Origin of the sequence: Streptomyces sp. HUAS TT11 (assembly GCF_051553595.1) — a bacterium.
Taxonomy (GTDB): Bacteria; Actinomycetota; Actinomycetes; order Streptomycetales; family Streptomycetaceae; genus Streptomyces.
Map to the genome: position 1 here is coordinate 4,572,428 of NZ_CP196184.1, position 20,018 is coordinate 4,592,445.

Genomic DNA, 20,018 nt, shown 5'->3' on the forward strand with positions numbered 1-20,018 from the left:
ACGCTGCTCACAGGGTGCGCAGCAGCACCGCCGGCTGTTCCACACAGTCCGCCACATACCGCAGGAAGCCGCCCGCCGTACCGCCGTCGCACACCCGGTGGTCGAAGGTCAGCGAGAGCTGAACGACCTGCCGCACCGCCAACTCCCCCTCGTGCACCCACGGCTTGGGGACGATACGGCCGACACCGAGCATGGCCGCCTCCGGGTGGTTGACGATCGGTGTGGAGCCGTCGACACCGAACACGCCGTAGTTGTTCAGCGTGAAGGTCCCGCCGGTCAGGTCGCCGGGGGTGAGCGTCCCCGCGTGTGCGGCCTCGGTCAGCCGGGCGAACTCCGCGGTCAGCGACTCGGCGTCCCGCGAGTGCGCGTCCCGCACGACGGGGACCACGAGTCCGCGGTCGGTCTGCGCGGCGAACCCGAGGTGCACCTGGTCGAGCAGGACGATCTCACGGGCTTCCGTGTCGACGGTGGAGTTGAGCTCGGGGAAGCGGCCGAGCGCGGAGGTGCAGATACGGGCCAGCAGCGCCAGCAGGGAGATCTTCGGGCCGCCGGCCGCGTTCATGGCGGTCCGTGCACGCATGAGTTCCGTCGCGTCGGCGTCCACCCAGCAGGTGGCGTCCGGGATCTCGCGACGGCTGCGGGAGAGCTTGTCGGCGACGGCGCCGCGCAGGCCCTTGAGGGGGATGCGCGTGCCCGCGGTGGCCGCCCCGCGTGCGGAGGCACCCGCCGCGGCGGCGATCGTCGCGGACGCTTCCGTCCCGGGGGCGCTCGGCGCGGACACGGTCGCGGTGGCCGCGGTGCCGGCACGGACCCTGGCCGCAGAAACCCTGATGGCGTCCTCGACGTCCGCCCGCAGGATCAGCCCGTCCGGCCCGGAACCCGCCAACCGCCGCAGGTCGAGGCCGTTCTCACGGGCGAGCCTGCGGACGAGCGGGGAGATCACCGCGACGGGGCCGTCGGGCCGTTCCGGGGCGTCGACGCGGTGCGTCCGGACGCTCGCACCGGGGGCCGCCGGAGCCGGCGGCCGTTCGGCGACGGCCGGGGCGGGACGGGCCACACCGTCCGCGGTCGGCGCCACGGGCCGGGACGCCCGCACCCGGCGACGGCGGGCCGGGGCGGCGGACGTCCCGTACCCGACCAGCACGTTCCCGGAGGACTCCTCGGCCGGTTCGGCGGCCCCGACGGCGACCGTCAACAACGATGCGCCCACGGGAAGCTCCGCGCCCTCCTCGCCGAAGCGGGCCGTGACCACGCCCCCGTAGGGGCAGGGCACCTCGACCATGGCCTTGGCGGTCTCGACCTCGACGACCGGCTGGTCGACCGCGACGACGTCGCCCACCTGGACCAGCCAGCGGACGATCTCCGCCTCGGTGAGTCCCTCCCCGAGGTCGGGCAGCCTGAACTCCAGGACCTGGGCCATCAGCTCCCCGCCTCCCACTGCAGGCGCCCCACGGCGTCCAGGATCCGGTCGACGCCCGGCAGGTGGTGGCGCTCCAGCATGGGCGGCGGATACGGGATGTCGAACCCGGCCACGCGCAGCACCGGCGCCTCCAGGTAGTGGAAGCAGCGCTCGGCCACCCGCGCGGCGATCTCGCCGCCGGGGCCGCCGAAACCGGTCGACTCGTGCACCACCACGGCCCGGCCCGTGCGGCGCACGGACGCGGTCACCGTCTCGTCGTCGAACGGGACCAGGGAGCGCAGATCGACGACCTCGAGGTCCCAGCCCTCGGCGCGGGCCGCCTCGGCGGCCTCCAGGCAGACGGGCACCGACGGCCCGTAGGTGATCAGGGTGGCGCTGCGGCCCGCGCGCCGGACGACCGCACGGCCTATGGGCTCGACCGTCTGCGGCTCCTCGGGGTTCCAGGAGTCCTTGGACCAGTACAGCCGCTTGGGTTCGAAGAAGACGACCGGGTCGTCGGACGCGATCGAGGCGCGCAGCAGTCCGTACGCGTCGGCGACCGTCGCGGGCGTGACGACATGGAGCCCCGGAGTCGCCATGTAGTACGCCTCGGAGGAGTCGCTGTGGTGCTCGACGCCGCCGATGCCGCCCCCGTAGGGGATACGGATGGTGATCGGCAGCGGCATCGCGCCGCGGGTGCGGTTGCGCATCCGCGAGACATGGCTGACGAGCTGCTCGAACGCCGGATAGGCGAACGCGTCGAACTGCATCTCCACGACCGGCCGCAGGCCGTACATCGCCATGCCGACGGCCGTGCCGAGGATGCCCGCCTCGGCCAGCGGGGTGTCCGTGCAGCGGTCCTCGCCGAACTCCTCGGCAAGCCCGTCGGTGACCCGGAAGACACCGCCGAGCGTGCCCACGTCCTCACCCATGACATGCACGGACGGGTCGGCCGCCATGGCATCGCGCAGCGCTCGGGTCAGCGCCTGCGCCATGGTGGCGGGCTTGAGGGCAACGGTCGTCATCGCCCGGCTCCTTCCGGTCCGGCGGCCTCCGCGTCCAGCTCCGCCTGCACCTGGGTCTCCTGCTCGAGCAGTTGTGTGGTGGGCTGGGCGTACACGTGGGCGAAGAGGTCCATCGGGTCCAGTGACGGGTCCTGGTTCATCCGTGCCCGCAGGTCCGCCGCCATCGCCTCGGCGTCGTCCCGCACGGCCCGGATCCCGTCCTCGTCGAGCAGTCCGCGCTCGGTCAACTCGCGCTCCAGCAGCAGGATCGGGTCGTGGTCGCGCCATGCCTCGACCTCGGCGTCACCGCGGTAGCGGGTCGCGTCGTCGGCGTTCGTATGGGCGTCCATGCGGTAGGTCACGGCCTCGATGAGCATGGGGCCGCCGCCGGCGCGCGCACGGCGCACGGCGTCGGCGAGGACCTCGTGCACGGCGGCCGCGTCGTTGCCGTCGACCAGGCGGCCCGGCATGCCGTACCCGACGGCCTTGTGGGCCAGGGAGGGCGCCGCGGTCTGCTTGTCGAGCGGGACGGAGATCGCGAAGCCGTTGTTCTGCACCAGGAAGACGACCGGTGCCTGCCAGACGGCGGCGAAGTTCATCGCCTCGTGGAAGTCGCCCTCGCTGGTGCCGCCGTCGCCGACCAGGGCGAGCGCGACCACGTCGTCGCCCTTCAGGCGCGCCGCGTGGGCGAGGCCCACGGCGTGCGGCAGCTGGGTGGCGAGCGGGGTGGACAGGGGGGCCACGCGATGCGCGTACGGGTCGTAGCCGGTGTGCCAGTCGCCGCGCAGCAGCGTCAGGGCCTCGACCGGGTCCACGCCGCGGGCGACGACCGCGAGCGTGTCGCGGTAGCTGGGGAAGAGCCAGTCGCGCTCCTCGAGCACGAGCGCGGCGGCGACCTGGCAGGCTTCCTGACCGGTGCTGGAGGGGTAGACGGCCAGGCGGCCCTGCTTGGTGAGGGCTGTCGCCTGCGTGTTGTACCGGCGGCCGCGCACCAGGTGCGCGTGGAGCAGGCGCAGCAGCTCCGGGTCGGCCTTGGCGGCCGCCTCGGTGCCGAGGACGCGGTAGGGCAGTGCGTCGGGCAGCAGCGGAGCGGGGTCGGTACGGGGCTGCCAGGCGGGCGGCGGTGTGGGCCGGTAGGCGCCCCGCTGCTCCATGACCGTCATGACGGCACCTCCTCGTGGGAGCGGCTTCAGGCGCGCCACGGGAGTGACGCCCCTCACCTACCGATTGTTCGGTCGTCGGCACATTTTGGCTACAGGCGCCTCCAGGCTGTGGACAAACGGTTCTCCACAACCTGAGATGTACGCAGTACGTCCATGGTAGAGAGGCGGGGGCGCATGGCACCTGAACAAATGGCCGAGCCGCCGGAGCACGGCTCCGCGCCGTCGGTTCCCCGCCCTCTCGACGCCATCGACCGCGACATTCTGCAGATTCTCCAATCGGACGGCCGTGCCTCCATACGGGCGGTCGCGGAGCGTGTCCACGTCTCGCGGGCCAACGCCTACGCCCGGATCAACCGGCTCATCGACGACCGTGTGATCCGCGGTTTCGGCGCCCGGGTGAACCACGAGCGCGCCGGCCACAGCACCTCGGCGTACATCACCCTCAAGATCGTGCAGAACTCCTGGCGGACGGTCCGCGAGCAGCTGCGCATGCTGCCAGGCGCCTCCCACATAGCCCTGGTGGGCGGCGACTTCGACGTACTGCTGCTGGTGCACACCCCCGACAACAGAGCGCTGCGCGAACTGGTCCTCACCCGGCTCCAGGCGATCCCCGAAGTGCTCAGCACACGCACACTGCTGGTGTTCGAAGAAGAGGACCTGGAGCCGGAGCGCTGATCCGGCGCAGGGTGCGCGCCGGCCGGCCTCAGCCGTCGTTGCGCAGCCCGGAGAAGACCAACTGCACGACGGCGTCGGCGACTTCCCGTTCGCCGATGCCGCGCCCGTCGGGCCGGTACCACTCCACGATCGAGTTGATCATCCCGAAGACGAGCCGTGTGGCGAGCCGCACCTCCACATCGCCGCGGACGTCCCCGTCGGCCGCCGCGGCCTTGAGCAGCTCGGCGACCCGGTGGTCGAACTCACGGCGCCTCTCCAGCGCCCACCGCTCGGTTCCGGTGTTGCCCCGCACCCGCAACAGCAGCGTCACATAGGGAAGTTCCGCGGTCAGCACCTCGACCATGCGCCGCACCACGTACTCCAGCCGCCGCACGGCACGCCCCTCGCGCGCGTGCTCCTCCTCCAGAATCCCGAAGAGGCCGTCCAGCGCCCGGCTGACGGCGCGGCGCAGCAGCTCCTCCTTGCCCGCGACATGGTGGTAGATCGACGACTTGGAGATGCCGGCCGCCTTGGAGAGGTGCTCCATGGAGGTGCCGTCGTAGCCCCGCTCGTTGAAGACCTGCACGGCGACGGCGAGCAGGGTCTCCGGGGTGTACGTGTCGCGTTTGGCGGTGGTCATGGGGTGCCCTCCCGCTTCTCGGAGGCGTACGCGTGGCGGTAGAGCGCGAGGGACGGGGCGTACCGTCCGGAGGGGTCCCGCATGTGCAGGTCGTCCAGCAGGTCGTAGGCCCAGCTGCGGCCGAGCCTGCGGCTCCATTCGAACGGCCCGAGGGGGTAGTTGACGCCGAGGCGCATCGCGGTGTCGATGTCCTCCTCGGTGGCCACGCCCTTGGCGACCGCGTCGTGCGCCAGGTCGACGACCCGGGCGACCGTGCGGGCGACGATCATTCCGGGCGCGTCCCCGATCACGCTGACGTCCTTGCCGAGCGCCTGGAAGAGCCCGATGGCCTCGGCGAGGGTGCCGTGCGAGGTGTCCTGGGAGGCGGACAGGGCGATCCGGGTCGCCTGGCGGTAGTCGAGTGCCAGGTCGAAGTAGACGACGTCGCGGAACTCGACGGAGGTCTGCCCGTCCGCGAGGGCGAGCTGGCCTCCGCCCGGCAGCACAAGACGGGTGCCGTGGTCCTCGTCGTCCTCACGGACGCCGATGCCCGCCTCGCGTATCAGCGCGAGAAGTTCGGATGCGGGCCCCAGGTCGCCCTCGGCGACGACGTACGCGGGCGGCTGCGCCCGCTCCGCGGTGTGCGGCTCGGACCGCTCGGCGTCGTCCGCGTAGTCGTACCAGCCCTGTCCGCTCTTGCGGCCGAGCCGGCCCGACTCGACCAGCCGCCGCTGGGCCAGCGACGGGGTGAACCGCACGTCGTGGAAGAAGGACTCCCACACGGAGCGGGTCACGGACTCGTTGACGTCCTGCCCGATGAGGTCGGTCAGCTCGAAGGCGCCCATACGGAAGCCGCCGGACCCGCGCAGGACCGCGTCGATGGTGGCGGGGTCGGCGGCCTGCGCCTCGAGGACCGCGAACGCCTCCGCGTAGAACGGCCGGGCGATGCGGTTGACGATGAAGCCGGGGGTGTCCGCGCAGGCCACCGGGGTCTTGCCCCAGGCGCGAGCCGTCTCGTACGCGCGCGTCGCCGAGGTGACGTCGGTGGCGAACCCGGAGACGACCTCCACGAGCGGCAGCAGCGGGGCCGGGTTGAAGAAGTGCAGTCCGACGAAACGGCCCGCGTTCCGCAGCGCGCCGCCGACGGCGGTCACGGACAGGGACGAGGTGTTGGTGGCGAGCAGGCAGTCGTCGGCGACGACGTCCTCCAGCTCCCGGAACAGCTGCTGTTTGACGTCCAGCCGCTCCAGCACCGCCTCGACGACGAGCGAGCAGTCCGCCAGCTCCGCCAGGCTCTCGGCCGGCAGCAGTCGGGCGCGGGCCGCGTCCCGCTCGGCACCGGTGAGCCGGTCCTTCTCGACGAGCCGGTCGAGGCGGGCGCCGATCGCGGCCGCCGCCTCCCCGGCGCGGCCCGGGACGGCGTCGTACAGCCGTACGCGATGCCCGGCGACCAGCGCGACCTGGGCGATGCCCTGGCCCATGGTGCCGGTGCCCACGACGGCCACGGGGCTGCTGAGGTCCAGTGCTGTCATGTGCGCGATCCTCCCGCACGGGGTTTTCCACAGATGCGGCGGTCCCCCTTGTACCGACCGATCGTTCGGTTACTCTAACTCTGTCCGCCTGTTCCTGCCCAGGTCATGAGTTCAAGGAAGAGCTCGAGAGACGAGGAGTTGGTCCCGCATGGCCGCCGAACTCACCGCGCACCAGCTGATCGCCCAGCACCGGCCCACCCTCGATCAGACGCTGGAAGCGATCCGCACACGCGCGTACTGGTCCCCGCACCCCGAGCACCCCAAGGCCTACGGCGAGGGCGGCAGCCTGGACGCGGCGGCCGGCAAGGCCGCCTTCGACGCCCTCCTGGGCACCCGCCTCGACCTCGGCCAGCCCGGCACGGACGACTGGGCGGGCGACGAAGTGTCGCCGTACGGGATCGAGTTGGGGATCACCTACCCCCACGCCGACATCGACGCCCTGCTGCCCGCCATGCGCGCGGGCCAGAAGGCCTGGCGCGACGCGGGCGCCGAGATGCGCGCGATGGTGTGCCTGGAGATCCTCAAGCGCATCAGCGACCGGACGCACGAGTTCGCGCACGCCGTCATGCACACCAGCGGCCAGGCCTTCATGATGGCGTTCCAGGCCGGCGGGCCCCACGCGCAGGACCGCGGCCTCGAAGCGGTCGCGTACGCCTACGTGGAGCAGATCCGCACCCCGGACACCGCGGAGTGGACCAAGCCCCAGGGCAAGCGTGACCCGCTGGCGCTCACCAAGACGTTCAAGCCGGTCCCGCGGGGCATCGCGCTGGTCATCGGCTGCAACACCTTCCCGACGTGGAACGGCTACCCGGGTCTGTTCGCCTCCCTGGCCACGGGCAACGCGGTCCTGGTCAAGCCCCACCCGCGGGCGGTGCTGCCGCTCGCGCTCACCGTGCAGGTGGCCCGGCAGGTGCTCACCGAGGCGGGCTTCGACCCGAACCTGGTGTCCCTGGCCGCCGAGCACCCCGGCGAGGGCATCGCCAAGACGCTCGCCGTGCGCCCCGAGATCCGGATCATCGACTACACGGGCTCCACGGCGTTCGGCGACTGGCTCGAGGCCAACGCCCGTCAGGCGCAGGTCTACACGGAGAAGGCCGGCGTCAACACGGTGCTCGTGGACTCGACGGACAACTACAAGGGGATGCTGTCGAACCTGGCGTTCTCGCTGTCCTTGTACAGCGGCCAGATGTGCACCACCCCGCAGAACCTGCTGATCCCCCGGGACGGCATCACCACCGACCAGGGCCCGAAGTCGTACGACGAGGTGGTCGCCGATCTCGCCCGCTCGGTGGACGGCCTGCTCGGCGACGACGCCCGCGCGAACGCCCTGCTCGGCGCGATCGTGAACCCCGACGTCAAGGCCCGTCTGGAGGCAGCAGCCGGCCTCGGCGAGGTCGCCCTGGCCTCGCGGGAGATCGTCAACCCGGACTTCCCCGGGGCGGTCGTCCGTACACCGGTGATCGTGAAGCTGGACGGCGCCAAGCCGGACGCTGAGGCCGCCTACATGAGCGAGTGCTTCGGCCCGGTCGCCTTCGCCGTCGCCGTCGACTCGGCGGCGGACGCGGTGGACCTGCTGCGGCGCACCATCCGGGACAAGGGCGCCATGACCGTCGGCGCCTACACCACCTCCGAAGAGGTCGAACAGGCCGTCGAGGAGACCTGTCTGGAGGAGTGCGCGCAGCTCTCGCTGAACCTGACGGGCGGGGTGTACGTGAACCAGACGGCCGCCTTCTCCGACTTCCACGGCTCCGGCGGCAACCCCGCGGCCAACGCGGCCCTGTGCGACGGCGCGTTCGTGGCGAACCGCTTCCGCGTGGTGGAGGTGCGCAGGGAGGCGTAGGACCGCCTCAGGCGGGTGCGCCCCCGGTGGCGCTCCAGTGGTACAGCGCCATGGCCACACTGGTCGCGAGGTTGTAGCTGGAGACCTGGGGGCGCATCGGCAGGGCCACCAGGTGGTCCGTGCGGGCGCGCAGCTCGGCGGACAGACCGGTGCGTTCGGAACCGAAGGCGAGGACGGCGTCGTCGGGGAGCTTCAGTCCGCGGATGTCCTCGCCCTCCGGGTCCAGCGCGAACAGCGGGCCGGGGGGCAGCTCGGCCACGGTCAGCCGCTCCACCGCGGTCGCGAAGTGCAGCCCGGCCCCACCGCGGACCACCGTCGGATGCCACGGGTCGAGCGTGCCGGTCGTGACCACCCCGGTCGCGCCGAATCCGGCCGCGAGCCGGATCACCGCACCCGTGTTGCCCAGGTTGCGCGGATTGTCGAGAACGATCACGGGTGCGCTGCGGCCGGGGCGGGCGAGGGTCTCCAGGTTGGCCTCACGCGAGGGACGCTCGGCGAGTGCGGCGACCCCGGTGGGATGCGGACGGGGCACCAGGCTCCGGTACACCTCCTGGGGGACCTCCGCCAGGAGCGCCTCCAGGGCGTCGCGCACATCGGGGGCCAGTTCGTCGGCGAGGGCGAGCGCCGCGCGCCGGTCGGTGGTGACGGCCACCGGGACGCGCGCGTGGAACCGCACGGCGTGCTTGAGCGCGTGGAAGCCGTCGAGCAGCACGGAGGCGTCGGCGAGCCGGTGCCAGGTGCTCAGCGGGGCGGTGGTGCCGCGGGCCGGATCCGTCATGCCGTGCAGCCTACGTGCGGCGCGGGCGGGACCGCCTCCGCGCGGATCACAGCCACCGGGGCAGGCGGCGGACGTGAACCGTACGGCCCGGGCCGTGCTGCCCGAGCCGCACAACCCCGCTCGTGGTGCCCGAGCGATACGGCCCCTTCGTGCCGCCCGGGCCGGCCGGCCCGGGCGTGGTGTTCGAGCCGTGCGGCCCCTCTGTGGGGCCCGAGGTCGTGCGCTTCGGGCATCACGGCTCGAACACGGCGGACCGTGGCACCGGAGCCGTCGATGCGCGGCTCACGCCCTCGAGCCGGCGGGCGTGTGCTCGGCCGTATCCCCGGCCGTCGGCGGGGCCTCCGTGCGCGGTCCGGGCAGCGCGAGACGGGCAAGGCCTCCGCGGGCGAACCGTCCGCGCGCGCGGGCCGTCTCCGCGCCCACCCGGCGCAGGAAGGACGTCGGCAGGAACACGGCATCGGCCGCGATCATCGCAAGCGAGAAGAAGGGCAGCCCGAGCACCACGGCGATCACCGCGTGCTCGGTCATCATGGCCGCCAGCAGGACGTTCTTCGCCCGCCGGTTGAGCAGGGTAAACGGGAAGGCGACCTGCACGGCGACCGTTCCGTACGTCACCAGCAGCACGATCACGCCGTACGAGGACATCAGATCGGACAGGGCGGGCCACGGCGTGAAGTAGTCCAGATGGAGCGGGTAGTAGACCGCGGTGCCGTCCTGCCAGCGGGAACCCTGGATCTTGTACCAGCCGGCGGTCGAGTAGATCAGACACGCCTCGGCCATGATCACGAACAGGGCCGCGTTGTGGACGGCGTTGGCGACGACGTCCAGCAGGATGCGTGACTGGGAGTGCGGGGCGCGCCTGCCCACGTACCACCACAGACCGTGCGCGGCCCACAGCACCCAGAACACGATGAGCCAGCCGACGCCCAGGAAGCCCGCGCCCGTCACCACGGCCAGTGCGAGGCCGAGCACGCACCACAGAGCGGAGCCCGCCCGGTCGGGCGCCGGGAACTCGCCGCGCGCGCGTGCCGCTCGGGCCCGCCGTGCGCGTCGCTCGTCCAGGGACCACACCTGCCCGCAGCGCGTGAACACCAGGTATATCGCCATCAGGTGGATGACGTTGTCGCCGCCGTCGCCCACGAAGACGCTGCGGTTCTGCAGCGACAGCACGCCGATCATGAACAGCACGGACATCGTGCGGGTACGCCAGCCGACCAGCAGCAGGGCGCTCGAGAGCAGCGCGAAGACGTAGACGGTCCCGAACCACACCTGGCCGCCCGACCACGTCAGGACGGTGAAGGCGTGGTTGTTCGCGACGAGCTGCCGGGCCATGTCCAGGCTCCACGGCGCGTCCGGCCCGTACATCTCCTGCCGGTGGGGGAACTCCCGCAGCAGGAAGAGCAGCCAGGTGCCCGCGAAGCCGATACGGACGACCGCCGTCTGGTACGGACCGAGGGCGGCCTCGGAGACGCGGCCGATACCGCGCGAGACGGCCAGAGCGAACCGGCTCATCAGGCGTTCACCCCCGACTGCTCGCTTTCCGGCACCGACCACCAGGGCAGTTCACGGTAGACGGGCGTCCTGGACACCTTCTCGTCGCTCCATCGGGGAGGCGGCACATTGGTGGTGCTGGAGCGGACCTGGACCCGTGCGAAGGCGTCCCCGCGGCCGAGCGCGTGCTCACGGCCGAGCCGCATCACGACCAGGCGGCGCAGATAGTCCTCGGACAGGGCGCCGCGCAGACCCGAGGGCCGGTTCGCGGTGTCGTGCGCACCGAGGTAGAAGTCCCAGGCGCGGCGCAGTTCGTTCTGCTGGCTGTGGCTCGGCAGCGGATTGCCGTGGATGGCGGCGCCGTCGAGTGCGGACAGGTCGTACCAGCCGGTCGTCCGCACACCGCCGTCCGCGGTGAGCACCTCGGCGCGGACCTGGACGTCGATGTTCTGCTGCAGCGGGTTCGGGGCGAACAGCTTCCAGTTCTGCTCGAACTCGGGGTAGATCCATTCGTCGATCGCCCTGCCGTGCTTCTTGGTAAGGGTGTTCGACGGCGCGATGTGCAGAAACACCATCCCGACGTGCACACAGGCGCCCACGGCGACGACCGCGAGCGCCAGAGCGGCGGCTATCTGGTACCGCAGGGACAGGGCGGCCATGCCACGGCGAGGAGCGACCGAAATCGCGCCGCCGGGGTCCTCGACAGGGACGGGGGGTGGTCCCTGCGGGTCCGCCGCCTCCGGAACGGGGCTGCCCCTTTCCATGGGCCGCGCGACCTCGCCCGCCTCGTCCGGGTCCGGACGATCGGGACGGTCCGGACCCGAAGCATCTACGGCGCCGCCCGTACCGTCCGCGGCCGGACCGCCCTCGGCCGCAGCTTCCGCGGACTCGCCCGCCTCACCCGGAGCCGCACCGTCCGGGCCCGGAACAGGAACGCCGTCGTCCGCCGCCTGATCCTCCCGCTCGTCCCGCGCGGCGCCCGCGGTCAGACGGGACACCGGGTCGTCGGAATCGCCCGGCCGGTCCTCCGGCTTCTCGTCGTACGTGTCCATCCCGCCCCGTCTTTCGAGCCTCGCCTGCCTCGGTGCCCTGCCGCGCACACCAGGACCGTCCGGCAGCCGCCGTCACCACCACGGACCGCATCACCCGTTCGCAGCACGGCGCCGTACATGCACCGGAACGGTACTCAGACCCACCCGTACCGCACACCCCAATGGACACAGCGGCCGCACCACGGCCCGGAGGTTGTCCACAGCAGTTGACACCCTACGGCGCCTCGGCCCACCATTGAATTCAACGGACCGAACGATCGGTCGGGAGACGGAATGGTCGAGGGGGACCGCATGGCGACAGCAGCAGCGCACCGGACGGCCCACGCGGACGGCGCGGCACAGGAGGACACATCGGCCTTTCAGGCCGCCTTCGACGCCGCCGTGGCCGCGGAAGAGCGCATCGAGCCGCGCGACTGGATGCCCGACGCCTATCGGGCCACCCTGGTCCGGCAGATCGCCCAGCACGCGCACTCCGAGATCATCGGCATGCAGCCGGAGGCCAACTGGATCACCCGCGCCCCCTCCCTGCGCCGCAAGGCGATCCTGATGGCCAAGGTCCAGGACGAGGCGGGCCACGGCCTGTATCTGTACAGCGCGGCGGAGACACTCGGCACCGGCCGGGACGAACTGCTGGACAAGCTGCACACCGGTCGGCAGAAGTACTCCTCGATCTTCAACTACCCCACGCTGACCTGGGCGGACGTCGGTGCCATCGGCTGGCTCGTGGACGGCGCCGCGATCACCAACCAGGTGCCCCTGTGCCGCTGCTCCTACGGCCCGTACGCGCGCGCCATGGTCCGCATCTGCAAGGAGGAGTCCTTCCACCAGCGTCAGGGCTACGAGCTGCTGCTCTCCCTCAGCCGCGGAACCGCCGAGCAGCACGCGATGGCCCAGGACGCGGTGGACCGCTGGTGGTGGCCGTCCCTGATGATGTTCGGACCGCCCGACGACGAGTCGGCGCACTCCGCGCAGTCGATGGCGTGGAAGATCAAGCGGCACTCGAACGACGAGCTGCGCCAGCGCTTCGTGGACATCTGCGTCCCCCAGGCCGAATCCCTGGGCCTCACCCTGCCCGACCCGGCTCTCACCTGGAACGCGGAGCGGGGCCACCACGACTTCGGCCCCATCGACTGGACCGAGTTCTGGGACGTCCTCAAGGGCAACGGCCCCTGCAACGACCAGCGGATAGCGCGGCGCAGGCAGGCACACGACGAAGGCGCATGGGTACGAGAGGCGGCCGCGGCCCACGCGGCGAAGCACAGCAACGCCGGGACGGGAGCGACGCACGCATGACGAACACCGACTGGCCCCTGTGGGAGGTCTTCGTGCGCTCCCGCCGCGGCCTCTCCCACACACACGCCGGCAGCCTGCACGCCCCGGACGCCGAACTCGCCCTGCGCAACGCACGCGATCTCTACACCCGGCGCGGCGAGGGCGTCTCGATCTGGGTCGTCCCGTCGTCCGCCGTCACGGCGTCCTCGCCGGACGAGAAGGACCCCTTCTTCGAGCCGGCCGCCGACAAGCCGTACCGGCACCCGACGTTCTACGAGATCCCGGAAGGGGTGAAGCACCTGTGACCGCCACCGTGCACACATCGGCCGCGCTGGCCCTCGGCGACGACGCCCTGGTGCTCTCACACCGTCTGGGGGAGTGGGCCGGGCTCGCACCCGTGCTCGAGGAGGAGGTCGCCCTCGCCAACATCGCCCTGGACCTGCTCGGCCAGGCCCGGGTGCTGCTGTCGATGGTGGGCGACGAGGACGAGCTCGCCTACCTCCGCGAGGAGCGCGCCTTCCGCAATCTGCAGCTGGTGGAGCAGCCCAACGGCGACTTCGCGCACACCATCGCCCGCCAGCTGTACTTCTCCACCTACCAGAGCCTCCTCTACGGTCGGCTGGCCGAGGGACAGGGCGAGTTCGCCGCTCTCGCGGCCAAGGCGGTCAAGGAGGTCGCCTACCACCAGGACCACGCCGAGCAGTGGACGCTGCGGCTCGGCGACGGCACGGACCTCAGCCATGAGCGGATGTCGCACGCCTGCGAATCGCTGTGGCGGTTCACAGGTGAGATGTTCCTCCCGGTCGAGGGCGTGGACGTCGACTGGACGGGCATGAAGGACGCCTGGCTGCAATCGGTGAGCGACGTACTGCGCCGGGCCACCCTGAAGGTCCCGCAGGGACCGCAGTCCGGAGCGTGGACCGCCGGCGCCGGGCGGCAGGGCCTGCACACCGAATCCTTCGGGCGGATGCTCGCCGAGATGCAGCATCTGCACCGCAGCCACCCGGGTGCGACATGGTGACCACCACGGCTCTCGAAGAGGAACTGCGCCGGCTGGCCGGCTCGGTCCCCGACCCGGAGCTGCCCGTGCTCACCCTGGAGGAACTGGGCGTCCTGCGGGCCGTCCACGCCCGCGGCACGGACACGGTGGAGGTCGAACTGACCCCCACCTACACCGGATGCCCCGCCATCGAGGCGATGTCCCTGGACATAGAGCGGGTGCTGCACGCGCACGGTGTACGGGACGTCGTCGTCCGCACGGTACTCGCGCCCGCCTGGTCCACCGACGACATCACTGACGAAGGCCGCCGCAAGCTGCGGGAGTTCGGGATAGCACCACCTCGGCGGCACCACGAGGCATCCGGCCCGGTGGCCGTCCGGCTGAGCCCGACGCGTACGGCAGCCGAGGCGCCCCACCCGCAGGACGAGCCCGTGCGCTGCCCGCACTGCGGATCCTCCGAGACCGAACTGCTCAGCCGGTTCTCCTCCACCGCGTGCAAGGCACTGCGCCGCTGCCTGGACTGCCGCGAACCGTTCGACCACTTCAAGGAGTTGTGATGGCCCGGTTCCACCCGCTCCCGGTGGCCGCGGTCGACCGGCTGACCGACGACTCCGTGGCACTGACGTTCTCCGTGCCGCCCGCCCTGCGCGAGGAGTACCGGCACGCCCCCGGCCAGCACCTGGCCCTGCGCCGGACCGTCGACGGCACGGATGTCCGCCGCACCTACTCGATCTGCTCCCCCGCCCCGGCACCGGACGGCGCGGCCCCGAGCACACTGCGGGTCGGAGTACGCCTGGTCGACGGCGGGGCCTTCTCCACGTACGCGCTCAAGGAGATCGCCGTCGGCGACGAGCTGGAGGTGATGACCCCGGCGGGCCGGTTCACCCTGGATCCCGCACCCGGGCTGTACGCGGCGGTGGTGGGCGGCAGCGGGATCACACCGGTGCTGTCGATCGCGACGACCCTGCTGACACAGGAGCCCGGGGCCCGGTTCTGCCTCATACGCAGCGACCGGACGTCCGCCTCCACGATGTTCCTGGAGGAGGTCGCCGACCTCAAGGACCGCTTCCCCGCGCGGTTCCAGCTGGTCACGGCGCTTTCCCGGGAGGAGCAGCAGGCGGGCCTGCCGTCCGGGCGGCTGGACCAGGAGCGGCTGTCCGGGCTGCTGCCGGCCCTGCTGCCGATCGAGGAGGTGGCCGGCTGGTTCCTGTGCGGGCCCCTCGGGCTGGTGCAGTCGGCCGAGCGGGCGCTGCGCGGACTCGGGGTGGCGCGGACACGCATCCACGAGGAGATCTTCCATGTGGACGCCGGGGCCCTGGTCGCGCCGGCCGTGCCTGCGCCCGCACACAGCACGGTGACCGCCCGGCTCGACGGACGCGGCGGAAGCTGGCCGGTGCAGGACGGCGAATCACTGCTGGAGACGGTGCTGCGCAACCGCCCCGATGCCCCGTACGCCTGCAAGGGCGGGGTGTGCGGGACCTGCCGCGCCTTCCTGGTCTCCGGTGAGGTGCGCATGGACCGCAATTTCGCACTGGAACCGGAGGAGACGGACGCGGGATATGTACTGGCCTGCCAGTCCCACCCGGTCACGGAGAAGGTCGAGCTCGACTTCGACCGATGAGCGGCGCTGAGCCCGGCGCGGGCGAGCAGCGGGCGCCGTCCCCGACAGCGGTGCGGCGCCCGACCGTTCCCTTCTTCTAGAACCTGTTCTATCTTGACGCTCCGTCAGAGAACCGGACGCGCCGGGAGGACAGGCCGTGGACTTCACCTTCAGCGACGAGCAGCAGGCGGCGCTCGAAGCGGCTCAGACCGTGTTCGCCCGGATCGCACCGGACCAGGTACCCAGTCCCGCACTCACCACGGGCGCCGTCGCCGACGACATCGACCGCGCGCTGTGGAAGCGGCTCGCGGACGCCGACCTGCTGAGCCTGCTGCTGGACCCCGAACACGGCGGGGCGGGCCTCGACCCGATCGCCCTCTGCCTGGTACTGCGCGAGTCGGCGAAGGTCCTGGCCCGCGTACCGCTGCTGGAGAACACGGCCGCCACCGGGGCCCTCCAGGTCTACGGCAGCCCGGAGTTGAAGGCGGACATCCTCGCCCGGGCAGGTCGCGGAGAACAGATCCTCACGGTCGCCGCACACGGCCGCACCGGCCACGACCCGGCCGAACTCGCCGTGGTCGCACGACAGGACACGGACGGCACCTGGGTGCTGGACGGAATCCACACAGCGGTCCCCTGGGCGTACAACGCCGACGCCGTCCTCCTGCCCGCACACACCGACGACTCCGGCCGAGCCGTCCTCGCCCTGGTGCCACGGCTGCACACAGGCGTCGTACTGGCCGAACAGTTCTCCACGACGGGGGAACGGCTCGCGGAACTACGGCTCGAATCCGCGCGGCTCGCACCGCGCTACATGATCGACACCGAACAGGCCTGGGAGTGGCTGCGACTGCTGCTCACCACCGGGACGTGCGCGCTCGCGCTCGGCCTCGGCGAAGCCGTGCTGGCGATGACAAGCGCGTACACGGGCAAGCGGGAGCAGTTCGGCCACCCCGTCGCCACGTTCCAGGCCGTCGCCGTACAGGCCGCCGACCGGTACATCGACCTGCGCGCCATGGAAGCCACACTGTGGCAGGCCGCATGGCGGATCAGCTCCGGGGCAGCGGGCGCCCTGCCGGCGTCGGCAGACGTGGCGGTTGCCAAGATCTGGGCATCCGAAGGCGTACGACGGGTGGTGCAGACGGCCCAGCACCTGCACGGAGGCTTCGGCGCCGACACCGACTACCCGCTGCACCGCTACCACGCGTGGGCCAAACACCTGGAACTCTCGCTCGGGCCGGCGGCCGCCCACGAGGAGACACTCGGCGACCTGCTCGCGGCACATCCCCTGGGATGAGCCGCGGCACGGTCCGGCCCGGGCCCGCAGACCCGATCTACAGCACGAAGCCCGACCCGCCCTTGGCATCCACAAGAGGACGGCCCGAGGCCGCCCAGACCTGCATACCGCCGTCGACGTTCACCGCGTCGACGCCCTGCTGGACCAGGTACATCGCGACCTGAGCCGAACGGCCACCGGAGCGGCAGATCACATGGACCCTGCCGTCCTGCGGCGCCGCCTCCGTGAACTCTCCGTACCGTGCGACGAACTCGCTGAGGGGGATGTGCAGCGCCCCCTCGGCGTGACCCGCCTGCCACTCGTCGTCCTCACGGACGTCCAGCAGGAAGTCGCCGTCCTTGAGGTCCGTGACCTCGACCGTGGGCACACCAGCTCCAAAATGCATGCTTCGACGCTACCCGACGCCGTCCCATGGCCGCCGCGGCCCCGACCGCCGGTACCGTGAGCGACCGGCCGTGCACAGCCGATCACCTCGCGGCCGCCGCCGCACGGCTGTTCCCGCCCGGTTCAGTCGCGCAGCGCCTCCAGCTCGGCTTCCTTCTGCGCCACCTGGGCCAGCAGCTGTTCCGCGATGTCGTCGAGGAGACGGTCGGGATCGTCGGAAGCAAGCCGCAGCATCGAGCCGATCGCGCTCTCCTCCAGCTCCCGAGCCACAAGCGTGAGCATCTCCTTGCGCTGCGAAAGCCACTCGAGGCGCGCGTAGAGCTCCTCGCTGCGGCTCGGCCGGCGCTCCGGGGGGACGGGACCGGCAGCCCACTCCGCGGACAGCTCCCGCAGCAGGGCCTCGTCGCCGCGGGCGTAGGCGGCGTTGACCCGGGTGATGAACTCCTCACGCCGCTTGCGCTCGTCGTCGTCCTGAGCCAGGTCGGGGTGAGCCTTGCGGGCGAGCTCACGGAAGAGCTTGCGGGCCTCCTCACTGGGGCGGACACGCTGCGGAGGCCGCACGGGCCGGTCCGTCAGCATGGCCTCCGCCTCCGGGAACAGCCCTTCCTCGGAGTCCAACCAGCCGTGGAACAGTTCCTCCACGCCCGGCATCGGCATGACCTGGGCACGCGCCTCCTGGGCACGACGAAGGTCCTCGGGATCGCCGGTACGGGCGGCCCGCGTCTCGGCGATCTCCGCCTCCAGCTCGTCGAGGCGCGTGTACATCGGGCCGAGCTTCTGGTGGTGCAGCCGCGAGAAGTTCTCGACCTCGACCCGGAACGTCTCCACGGCGATCTCGAACTCGATCAACGCCTGCTCGGCGGCCCGCACGGCCCGCTCCAGCCGCTCCTCGGGGCGCGCACCGCCCTCGGTACCGTCCTCGCTTGGGCCCGCGGTCTCCCCGGACCCGGCGCCCTCGGCAACCGGCTCCTCGGCAGCGGACAGCGACTGGCTCTGCTCGGCTTCGGGCGTCGTCACCGAACCAGCGTAAGACACGTCCGCGGGGGCGCTTCCCGCTCCGCCGAAGTCATGGGGATCGGGGATCGGGGGCGCTGAGGGTGACTCGGGCGCTTGGGGGGCCTCCCCCTCCCCCCTCCCTCCCCCACCCCCCCTCGATCTCAGACCCCCGTCTCCCCCTGGATCCGCCCACCGCGCACCGCCGCCACCAGTTCCTCGTGGTCCGCCTCCGTGCGGTCCGCGTAGGAGACGGCGAACGTGGCGATCGCCTCGTCGAGTTCCTCGTTCTTGCCGCAGTAGCCGGAGATCAGGCGTGGGTCGGCGCTGTGTGCGTGGGCGCGCGCCAGCAGCGCGCCGGTCATGCGGGCGTAGTCGTCGACCTGGTCGGCGGCCAGTGCCGCCGGTTCGACGCTGCCTTTGCGGTTGCGGAACTGCCGTACCTGGTAGGGCCGCCCTTCGACCGATGTCCAGCCGAGCAGGATGTCGCTGACGACCTGCATCCGCTTCTGGCCGAGGACGACCCGGCGGCCTTCGTGCTCCACCTTCGGCACCGGGTGGCCGGCCGTGGCCAGATGGGGGAGCAGCGCGGACGGTCGGGCTTCCTTGACCTGGAGGACGAGCGGCTCGCCCCGGTGGTCGAGGAGCAGCACCACGTACGAGCGGGTGCCCACGCTGCCCGTGCCGACCACACGGAACGCCACGTCGTGCACGGCGTACCGGGCCAGGAGCGGGAGGCGGTCCTCGGACAGCGTTGTCAGATACTCCTCGAGCGATGCCGCGACGGCCGCCGCCTCGGAGTCGGGTATGCGGCGCAGTACCGGCGGTGCGTCGACGAAGCGGCGGCCGCCGTCCTCGACGGGTTCGGTGGACTTTGCCGCGAACCGTCCGCTCGTGTTGTTCCGTGCCTTCTCCGACACCCGCTCGAGGGTGCCGAGGAGGTCGTGGGCGTCGGTGTGGGAGACCAGTTCCTCGTCGGCGATCGCGTTCCAGGCGTCGAGGACCGGGAGCCGGGCCAGCAGGCGCATGGTGCGGCGGTAGGCGCCCACGGCGTCGTGTGCGGCTGCCCGGCAGGTGTCTTCGTCGGCCCCGGTCTCGCGGCCGGCGAGGACCAGTGAGGCGGCGAGGCGCTTGAGGTCCCACTCCCAGGGGCCGTGTACCGTCTCGTCGAAGTCGTTCAGGTCGATGATCAGGCCGCCGCGTGCGTCTCCGTACAGGCCGAAGTTGGCCGCGTGTGCGTCGCCGCAGATCTGGGCGTTGATGCCCGTCATCGGGGTGCGCGCGAGGTCGTGGGCCATGAGGCCGGCCGAGCCGCGCAGGAAGGCGAAGGGTGTGGCGGTCATCCTGCCGACGCGTATCGGTGCGAGTTCGGGGATCCGGCCGCGGTTGGACTCCTGGACCGCGGTGACCGCGTCGGGGCGGTCGGTGTCCGCGGCGAGTTCGGCGTGTGAGCGGCGGCGGACGCGGGCCCGCAGAGCTTTGCCCTCTTCTTTGGGGGAGCCTTGGACCGGCCACCGCGCGAAGCCGCGCACCGGGGAGATCCTCGCCCGCTGTCGGGGCACCGACACCCCGATCTCCGTTCCGACCTCGGTCACGTCGACCGCCTCCCCCGCTGACCATGCTGGCGTGTGAACATCAACTGCGGACGACCGTACAGCCGGGGGGTGGGGAGGCGTCAGGCCTTGTGGACAAGTCGGTTGTTGTGGAAAACCCCGGTGGGCTTGGGCCTGTTCGGGCGGCCGACCGTGCGACGGCGATCCGGTTGTGCGACCGGGATTTTGACGCTCCGGCCGTGCGACCCGGTCTCGGGAGCTTCGCCTGTGCGGTCCGATTCCCTGACGTTCCGCCCGTGCGGTCCGATTCCCTGACGTTCCGGCCGTGCGGCCGGGTCTGCTCGATGTTCCGGCCGTGCGACGGGTCTTCCGACGCCCGGACCGCGT

Annotated in this window: 19 protein-coding genes; 8 read left to right on the forward strand and 11 right to left on the reverse strand. The window is 71.8% G+C overall.

All coding sequences use genetic code 11. The annotated features are described in order from the left end of the window. Positions 1 to 7: 7 nt before the first annotated feature. Genes ACSHXN_RS20405 through pdhA form a run of 3 tightly spaced genes read right to left on the reverse strand, consistent with a single transcriptional unit; the run spans position 8 to position 3,566 of the window. Positions 8 to 1,420: a dihydrolipoamide acetyltransferase family protein gene (locus ACSHXN_RS20405; RefSeq protein WP_438303483.1), complete on the reverse strand. Its 1,413-nt coding sequence runs from the start codon at positions 1,418 to 1,420 to the stop codon at positions 8 to 10. Continuing rightward, a complete protein-coding gene (locus ACSHXN_RS20410; protein WP_355128767.1) occupies positions 1,420 to 2,424 on the reverse strand; it encodes an alpha-ketoacid dehydrogenase subunit beta in 1,005 nt (334 codons plus the stop codon). Before ACSHXN_RS20410 ends, ACSHXN_RS20405 begins: the two co-directional genes overlap by 1 nt. Then, entirely contained in the window at positions 2,421 to 3,566 is a 1,146-nt protein-coding gene (pdhA, locus tag ACSHXN_RS20415) for a pyruvate dehydrogenase (acetyl-transferring) E1 component subunit alpha (protein ID WP_438303484.1), read from the reverse strand. The genes ACSHXN_RS20410 and pdhA overlap by 4 nt, the downstream gene beginning before the upstream one ends. A gap of 189 nt (positions 3,567 to 3,755) precedes the next feature. Here pdhA and ACSHXN_RS20420 point away from each other — a divergent pair, with 189 nt between their 5' ends. After that, positions 3,756 to 4,241, forward strand: coding sequence for an Lrp/AsnC family transcriptional regulator (locus ACSHXN_RS20420; RefSeq protein ID WP_355128933.1), 486 nt, complete (start codon positions 3,756 to 3,758; stop codon positions 4,239 to 4,241). Between the two features lie 28 nt (positions 4,242 to 4,269). Here ACSHXN_RS20420 and ACSHXN_RS20425 read toward each other — a convergent pair whose 3' ends face one another. Further along, entirely contained in the window at positions 4,270 to 4,860 is a 591-nt protein-coding gene (locus ACSHXN_RS20425) for a TetR/AcrR family transcriptional regulator (RefSeq protein ID WP_355128763.1), read from the reverse strand. Beyond that, positions 4,857 to 6,371: a 3-hydroxyacyl-CoA dehydrogenase gene (locus tag ACSHXN_RS20430; protein ID WP_356107911.1), complete on the reverse strand. Its 1,515-nt coding sequence runs from the start codon at positions 6,369 to 6,371 to the stop codon at positions 4,857 to 4,859. Before ACSHXN_RS20430 ends, ACSHXN_RS20425 begins: the two co-directional genes overlap by 4 nt. A gap of 148 nt (positions 6,372 to 6,519) precedes the next feature. Between ACSHXN_RS20430 and paaN the strand changes: the two genes are divergently transcribed. Continuing rightward, positions 6,520 to 8,211 (forward strand): phenylacetic acid degradation protein PaaN, encoded by a 1,692-nt coding sequence (gene paaN, locus ACSHXN_RS20435; RefSeq protein ID WP_356107914.1) that lies wholly within the window; start codon positions 6,520 to 6,522, stop codon positions 8,209 to 8,211. 7 nt (positions 8,212 to 8,218) lie between these two features. Here the strand turns inward: paaN and ACSHXN_RS20440 are convergent, their stop codons facing one another. The 3 genes from ACSHXN_RS20440 to ACSHXN_RS20450 form a co-directional block, all read right to left on the reverse strand. Then, entirely contained in the window at positions 8,219 to 8,989 is a 771-nt protein-coding gene (locus ACSHXN_RS20440; RefSeq protein WP_355128757.1) for a TrmH family RNA methyltransferase, read from the reverse strand. Between the two features lie 282 nt (positions 8,990 to 9,271). Next, on the reverse strand, positions 9,272 to 10,501 hold the full coding sequence (locus ACSHXN_RS20445; protein WP_356107916.1) for an HTTM domain-containing protein: 1,230 nt from the start codon (positions 10,499 to 10,501) through the stop codon (positions 9,272 to 9,274). Continuing rightward, positions 10,501 to 11,532, reverse strand: coding sequence for a DUF5819 family protein (locus ACSHXN_RS20450; protein WP_355128753.1), 1,032 nt, complete (start codon positions 11,530 to 11,532; stop codon positions 10,501 to 10,503). The genes ACSHXN_RS20445 and ACSHXN_RS20450 overlap by 1 nt, the downstream gene beginning before the upstream one ends. Before the next feature lie 291 nt (positions 11,533 to 11,823). Between ACSHXN_RS20450 and paaA the strand changes: the two genes are divergently transcribed. The 6 genes from paaA to ACSHXN_RS20480 all read left to right on the forward strand — a co-directional run bounded on the left by paaA (position 11,824) and on the right by ACSHXN_RS20480 (position 16,701). After that, positions 11,824 to 12,825 carry a 1,2-phenylacetyl-CoA epoxidase subunit PaaA gene (gene paaA / locus ACSHXN_RS20455; RefSeq protein WP_438303485.1) on the forward strand — a complete coding sequence of 334 codons (1,002 nt, stop codon included), beginning with the start codon at positions 11,824 to 11,826 and terminating at the stop codon, positions 12,823 to 12,825. Further along, positions 12,822 to 13,109 (forward strand): 1,2-phenylacetyl-CoA epoxidase subunit PaaB, encoded by a 288-nt coding sequence (paaB, locus tag ACSHXN_RS20460; RefSeq protein WP_189695943.1) that lies wholly within the window; start codon positions 12,822 to 12,824, stop codon positions 13,107 to 13,109. The genes paaA and paaB overlap by 4 nt, the downstream gene beginning before the upstream one ends. Continuing rightward, positions 13,106 to 13,825, forward strand: coding sequence for a 1,2-phenylacetyl-CoA epoxidase subunit PaaC (gene paaC, locus ACSHXN_RS20465; RefSeq protein ID WP_438303486.1), 720 nt, complete (start codon positions 13,106 to 13,108; stop codon positions 13,823 to 13,825). The genes paaB and paaC overlap by 4 nt, the downstream gene beginning before the upstream one ends. After that, positions 13,819 to 14,361 carry a 1,2-phenylacetyl-CoA epoxidase subunit PaaD gene (gene paaD / locus ACSHXN_RS20470; RefSeq protein ID WP_356107922.1) on the forward strand — a complete coding sequence of 181 codons (543 nt, stop codon included), beginning with the start codon at positions 13,819 to 13,821 and terminating at the stop codon, positions 14,359 to 14,361. The genes paaC and paaD overlap by 7 nt, the downstream gene beginning before the upstream one ends. Further along, entirely contained in the window at positions 14,361 to 15,425 is a 1,065-nt protein-coding gene (locus tag ACSHXN_RS20475) for a 2Fe-2S iron-sulfur cluster-binding protein (RefSeq protein WP_356107925.1), read from the forward strand. The genes paaD and ACSHXN_RS20475 overlap by 1 nt, the downstream gene beginning before the upstream one ends. Positions 15,426 to 15,561: 136 nt before the next feature. Continuing rightward, positions 15,562 to 16,701, forward strand: coding sequence for an acyl-CoA dehydrogenase family protein (locus tag ACSHXN_RS20480; protein ID WP_438303487.1), 1,140 nt, complete (start codon positions 15,562 to 15,564; stop codon positions 16,699 to 16,701). Between the two features lie 37 nt (positions 16,702 to 16,738). On the opposite strand, the gene ACSHXN_RS20485 is transcribed toward ACSHXN_RS20480, so the two are convergent. The 3 genes from ACSHXN_RS20485 to ACSHXN_RS20495 form a co-directional block, all read right to left on the reverse strand. Continuing rightward, a complete protein-coding gene (locus ACSHXN_RS20485) occupies positions 16,739 to 17,068 on the reverse strand; it encodes a rhodanese-like domain-containing protein (RefSeq protein WP_355128931.1) in 330 nt (109 codons plus the stop codon). Positions 17,069 to 17,208: 140 nt separating this feature from the next. After that, entirely contained in the window at positions 17,209 to 18,102 is an 894-nt protein-coding gene (locus ACSHXN_RS20490) for a hypothetical protein (protein WP_355794878.1), read from the reverse strand. A 140-nt stretch (positions 18,103 to 18,242) separates the two neighbouring features. After that, positions 18,243 to 19,673, reverse strand: a complete 1,431-nt coding sequence (locus ACSHXN_RS20495; protein WP_438303488.1) for a DUF2252 domain-containing protein — start codon at positions 19,671 to 19,673, stop codon at positions 18,243 to 18,245. Positions 19,674 to 20,018 lie beyond the last annotated feature (345 nt).

What these genes read in the sequence shown, in the direction of transcription:
- paaA (WP_438303485.1), top strand. Translation starts at nt 11,824, where the DNA reads ATGGCGACAGCAGCAGCGCACCGGACGGCCCACGCGGACGGCGCGGCA.
- ACSHXN_RS20430 (WP_356107911.1), bottom strand. Translation starts at nt 6,371, where the DNA reads ATGACAGCACTGGACCTCAGCAGCCCCGTGGCCGTCGTGGGCACCGGC.
- ACSHXN_RS20450 (WP_355128753.1), bottom strand. Translation starts at nt 11,532, where the DNA reads ATGGACACGTACGACGAGAAGCCGGAGGACCGGCCGGGCGATTCCGAC.
- ACSHXN_RS20445 (WP_356107916.1), bottom strand. Translation starts at nt 10,501, where the DNA reads ATGAGCCGGTTCGCTCTGGCCGTCTCGCGCGGTATCGGCCGCGTCTCC.
- ACSHXN_RS20405 (WP_438303483.1), bottom strand. Translation starts at nt 1,420, where the DNA reads ATGGCCCAGGTCCTGGAGTTCAGGCTGCCCGACCTCGGGGAGGGACTC.
- paaB (WP_189695943.1), top strand. Translation starts at nt 12,822, where the DNA reads ATGACGAACACCGACTGGCCCCTGTGGGAGGTCTTCGTGCGCTCCCGC.
- paaN (WP_356107914.1), top strand. Translation starts at nt 6,520, where the DNA reads ATGGCCGCCGAACTCACCGCGCACCAGCTGATCGCCCAGCACCGGCCC.
- paaD (WP_356107922.1), top strand. Translation starts at nt 13,819, where the DNA reads ATGGTGACCACCACGGCTCTCGAAGAGGAACTGCGCCGGCTGGCCGGC.
- ACSHXN_RS20410 (WP_355128767.1), bottom strand. Translation starts at nt 2,424, where the DNA reads ATGACGACCGTTGCCCTCAAGCCCGCCACCATGGCGCAGGCGCTGACC.
- ACSHXN_RS20420 (WP_355128933.1), top strand. Translation starts at nt 3,756, where the DNA reads ATGGCCGAGCCGCCGGAGCACGGCTCCGCGCCGTCGGTTCCCCGCCCT.
- ACSHXN_RS20475 (WP_356107925.1), top strand. Translation starts at nt 14,361, where the DNA reads ATGGCCCGGTTCCACCCGCTCCCGGTGGCCGCGGTCGACCGGCTGACC.
- ACSHXN_RS20440 (WP_355128757.1), bottom strand. Translation starts at nt 8,989, where the DNA reads ATGACGGATCCGGCCCGCGGCACCACCGCCCCGCTGAGCACCTGGCAC.
- ACSHXN_RS20425 (WP_355128763.1), bottom strand. Translation starts at nt 4,860, where the DNA reads ATGACCACCGCCAAACGCGACACGTACACCCCGGAGACCCTGCTCGCC.
- pdhA (WP_438303484.1), bottom strand. Translation starts at nt 3,566, where the DNA reads ATGACGGTCATGGAGCAGCGGGGCGCCTACCGGCCCACACCGCCGCCC.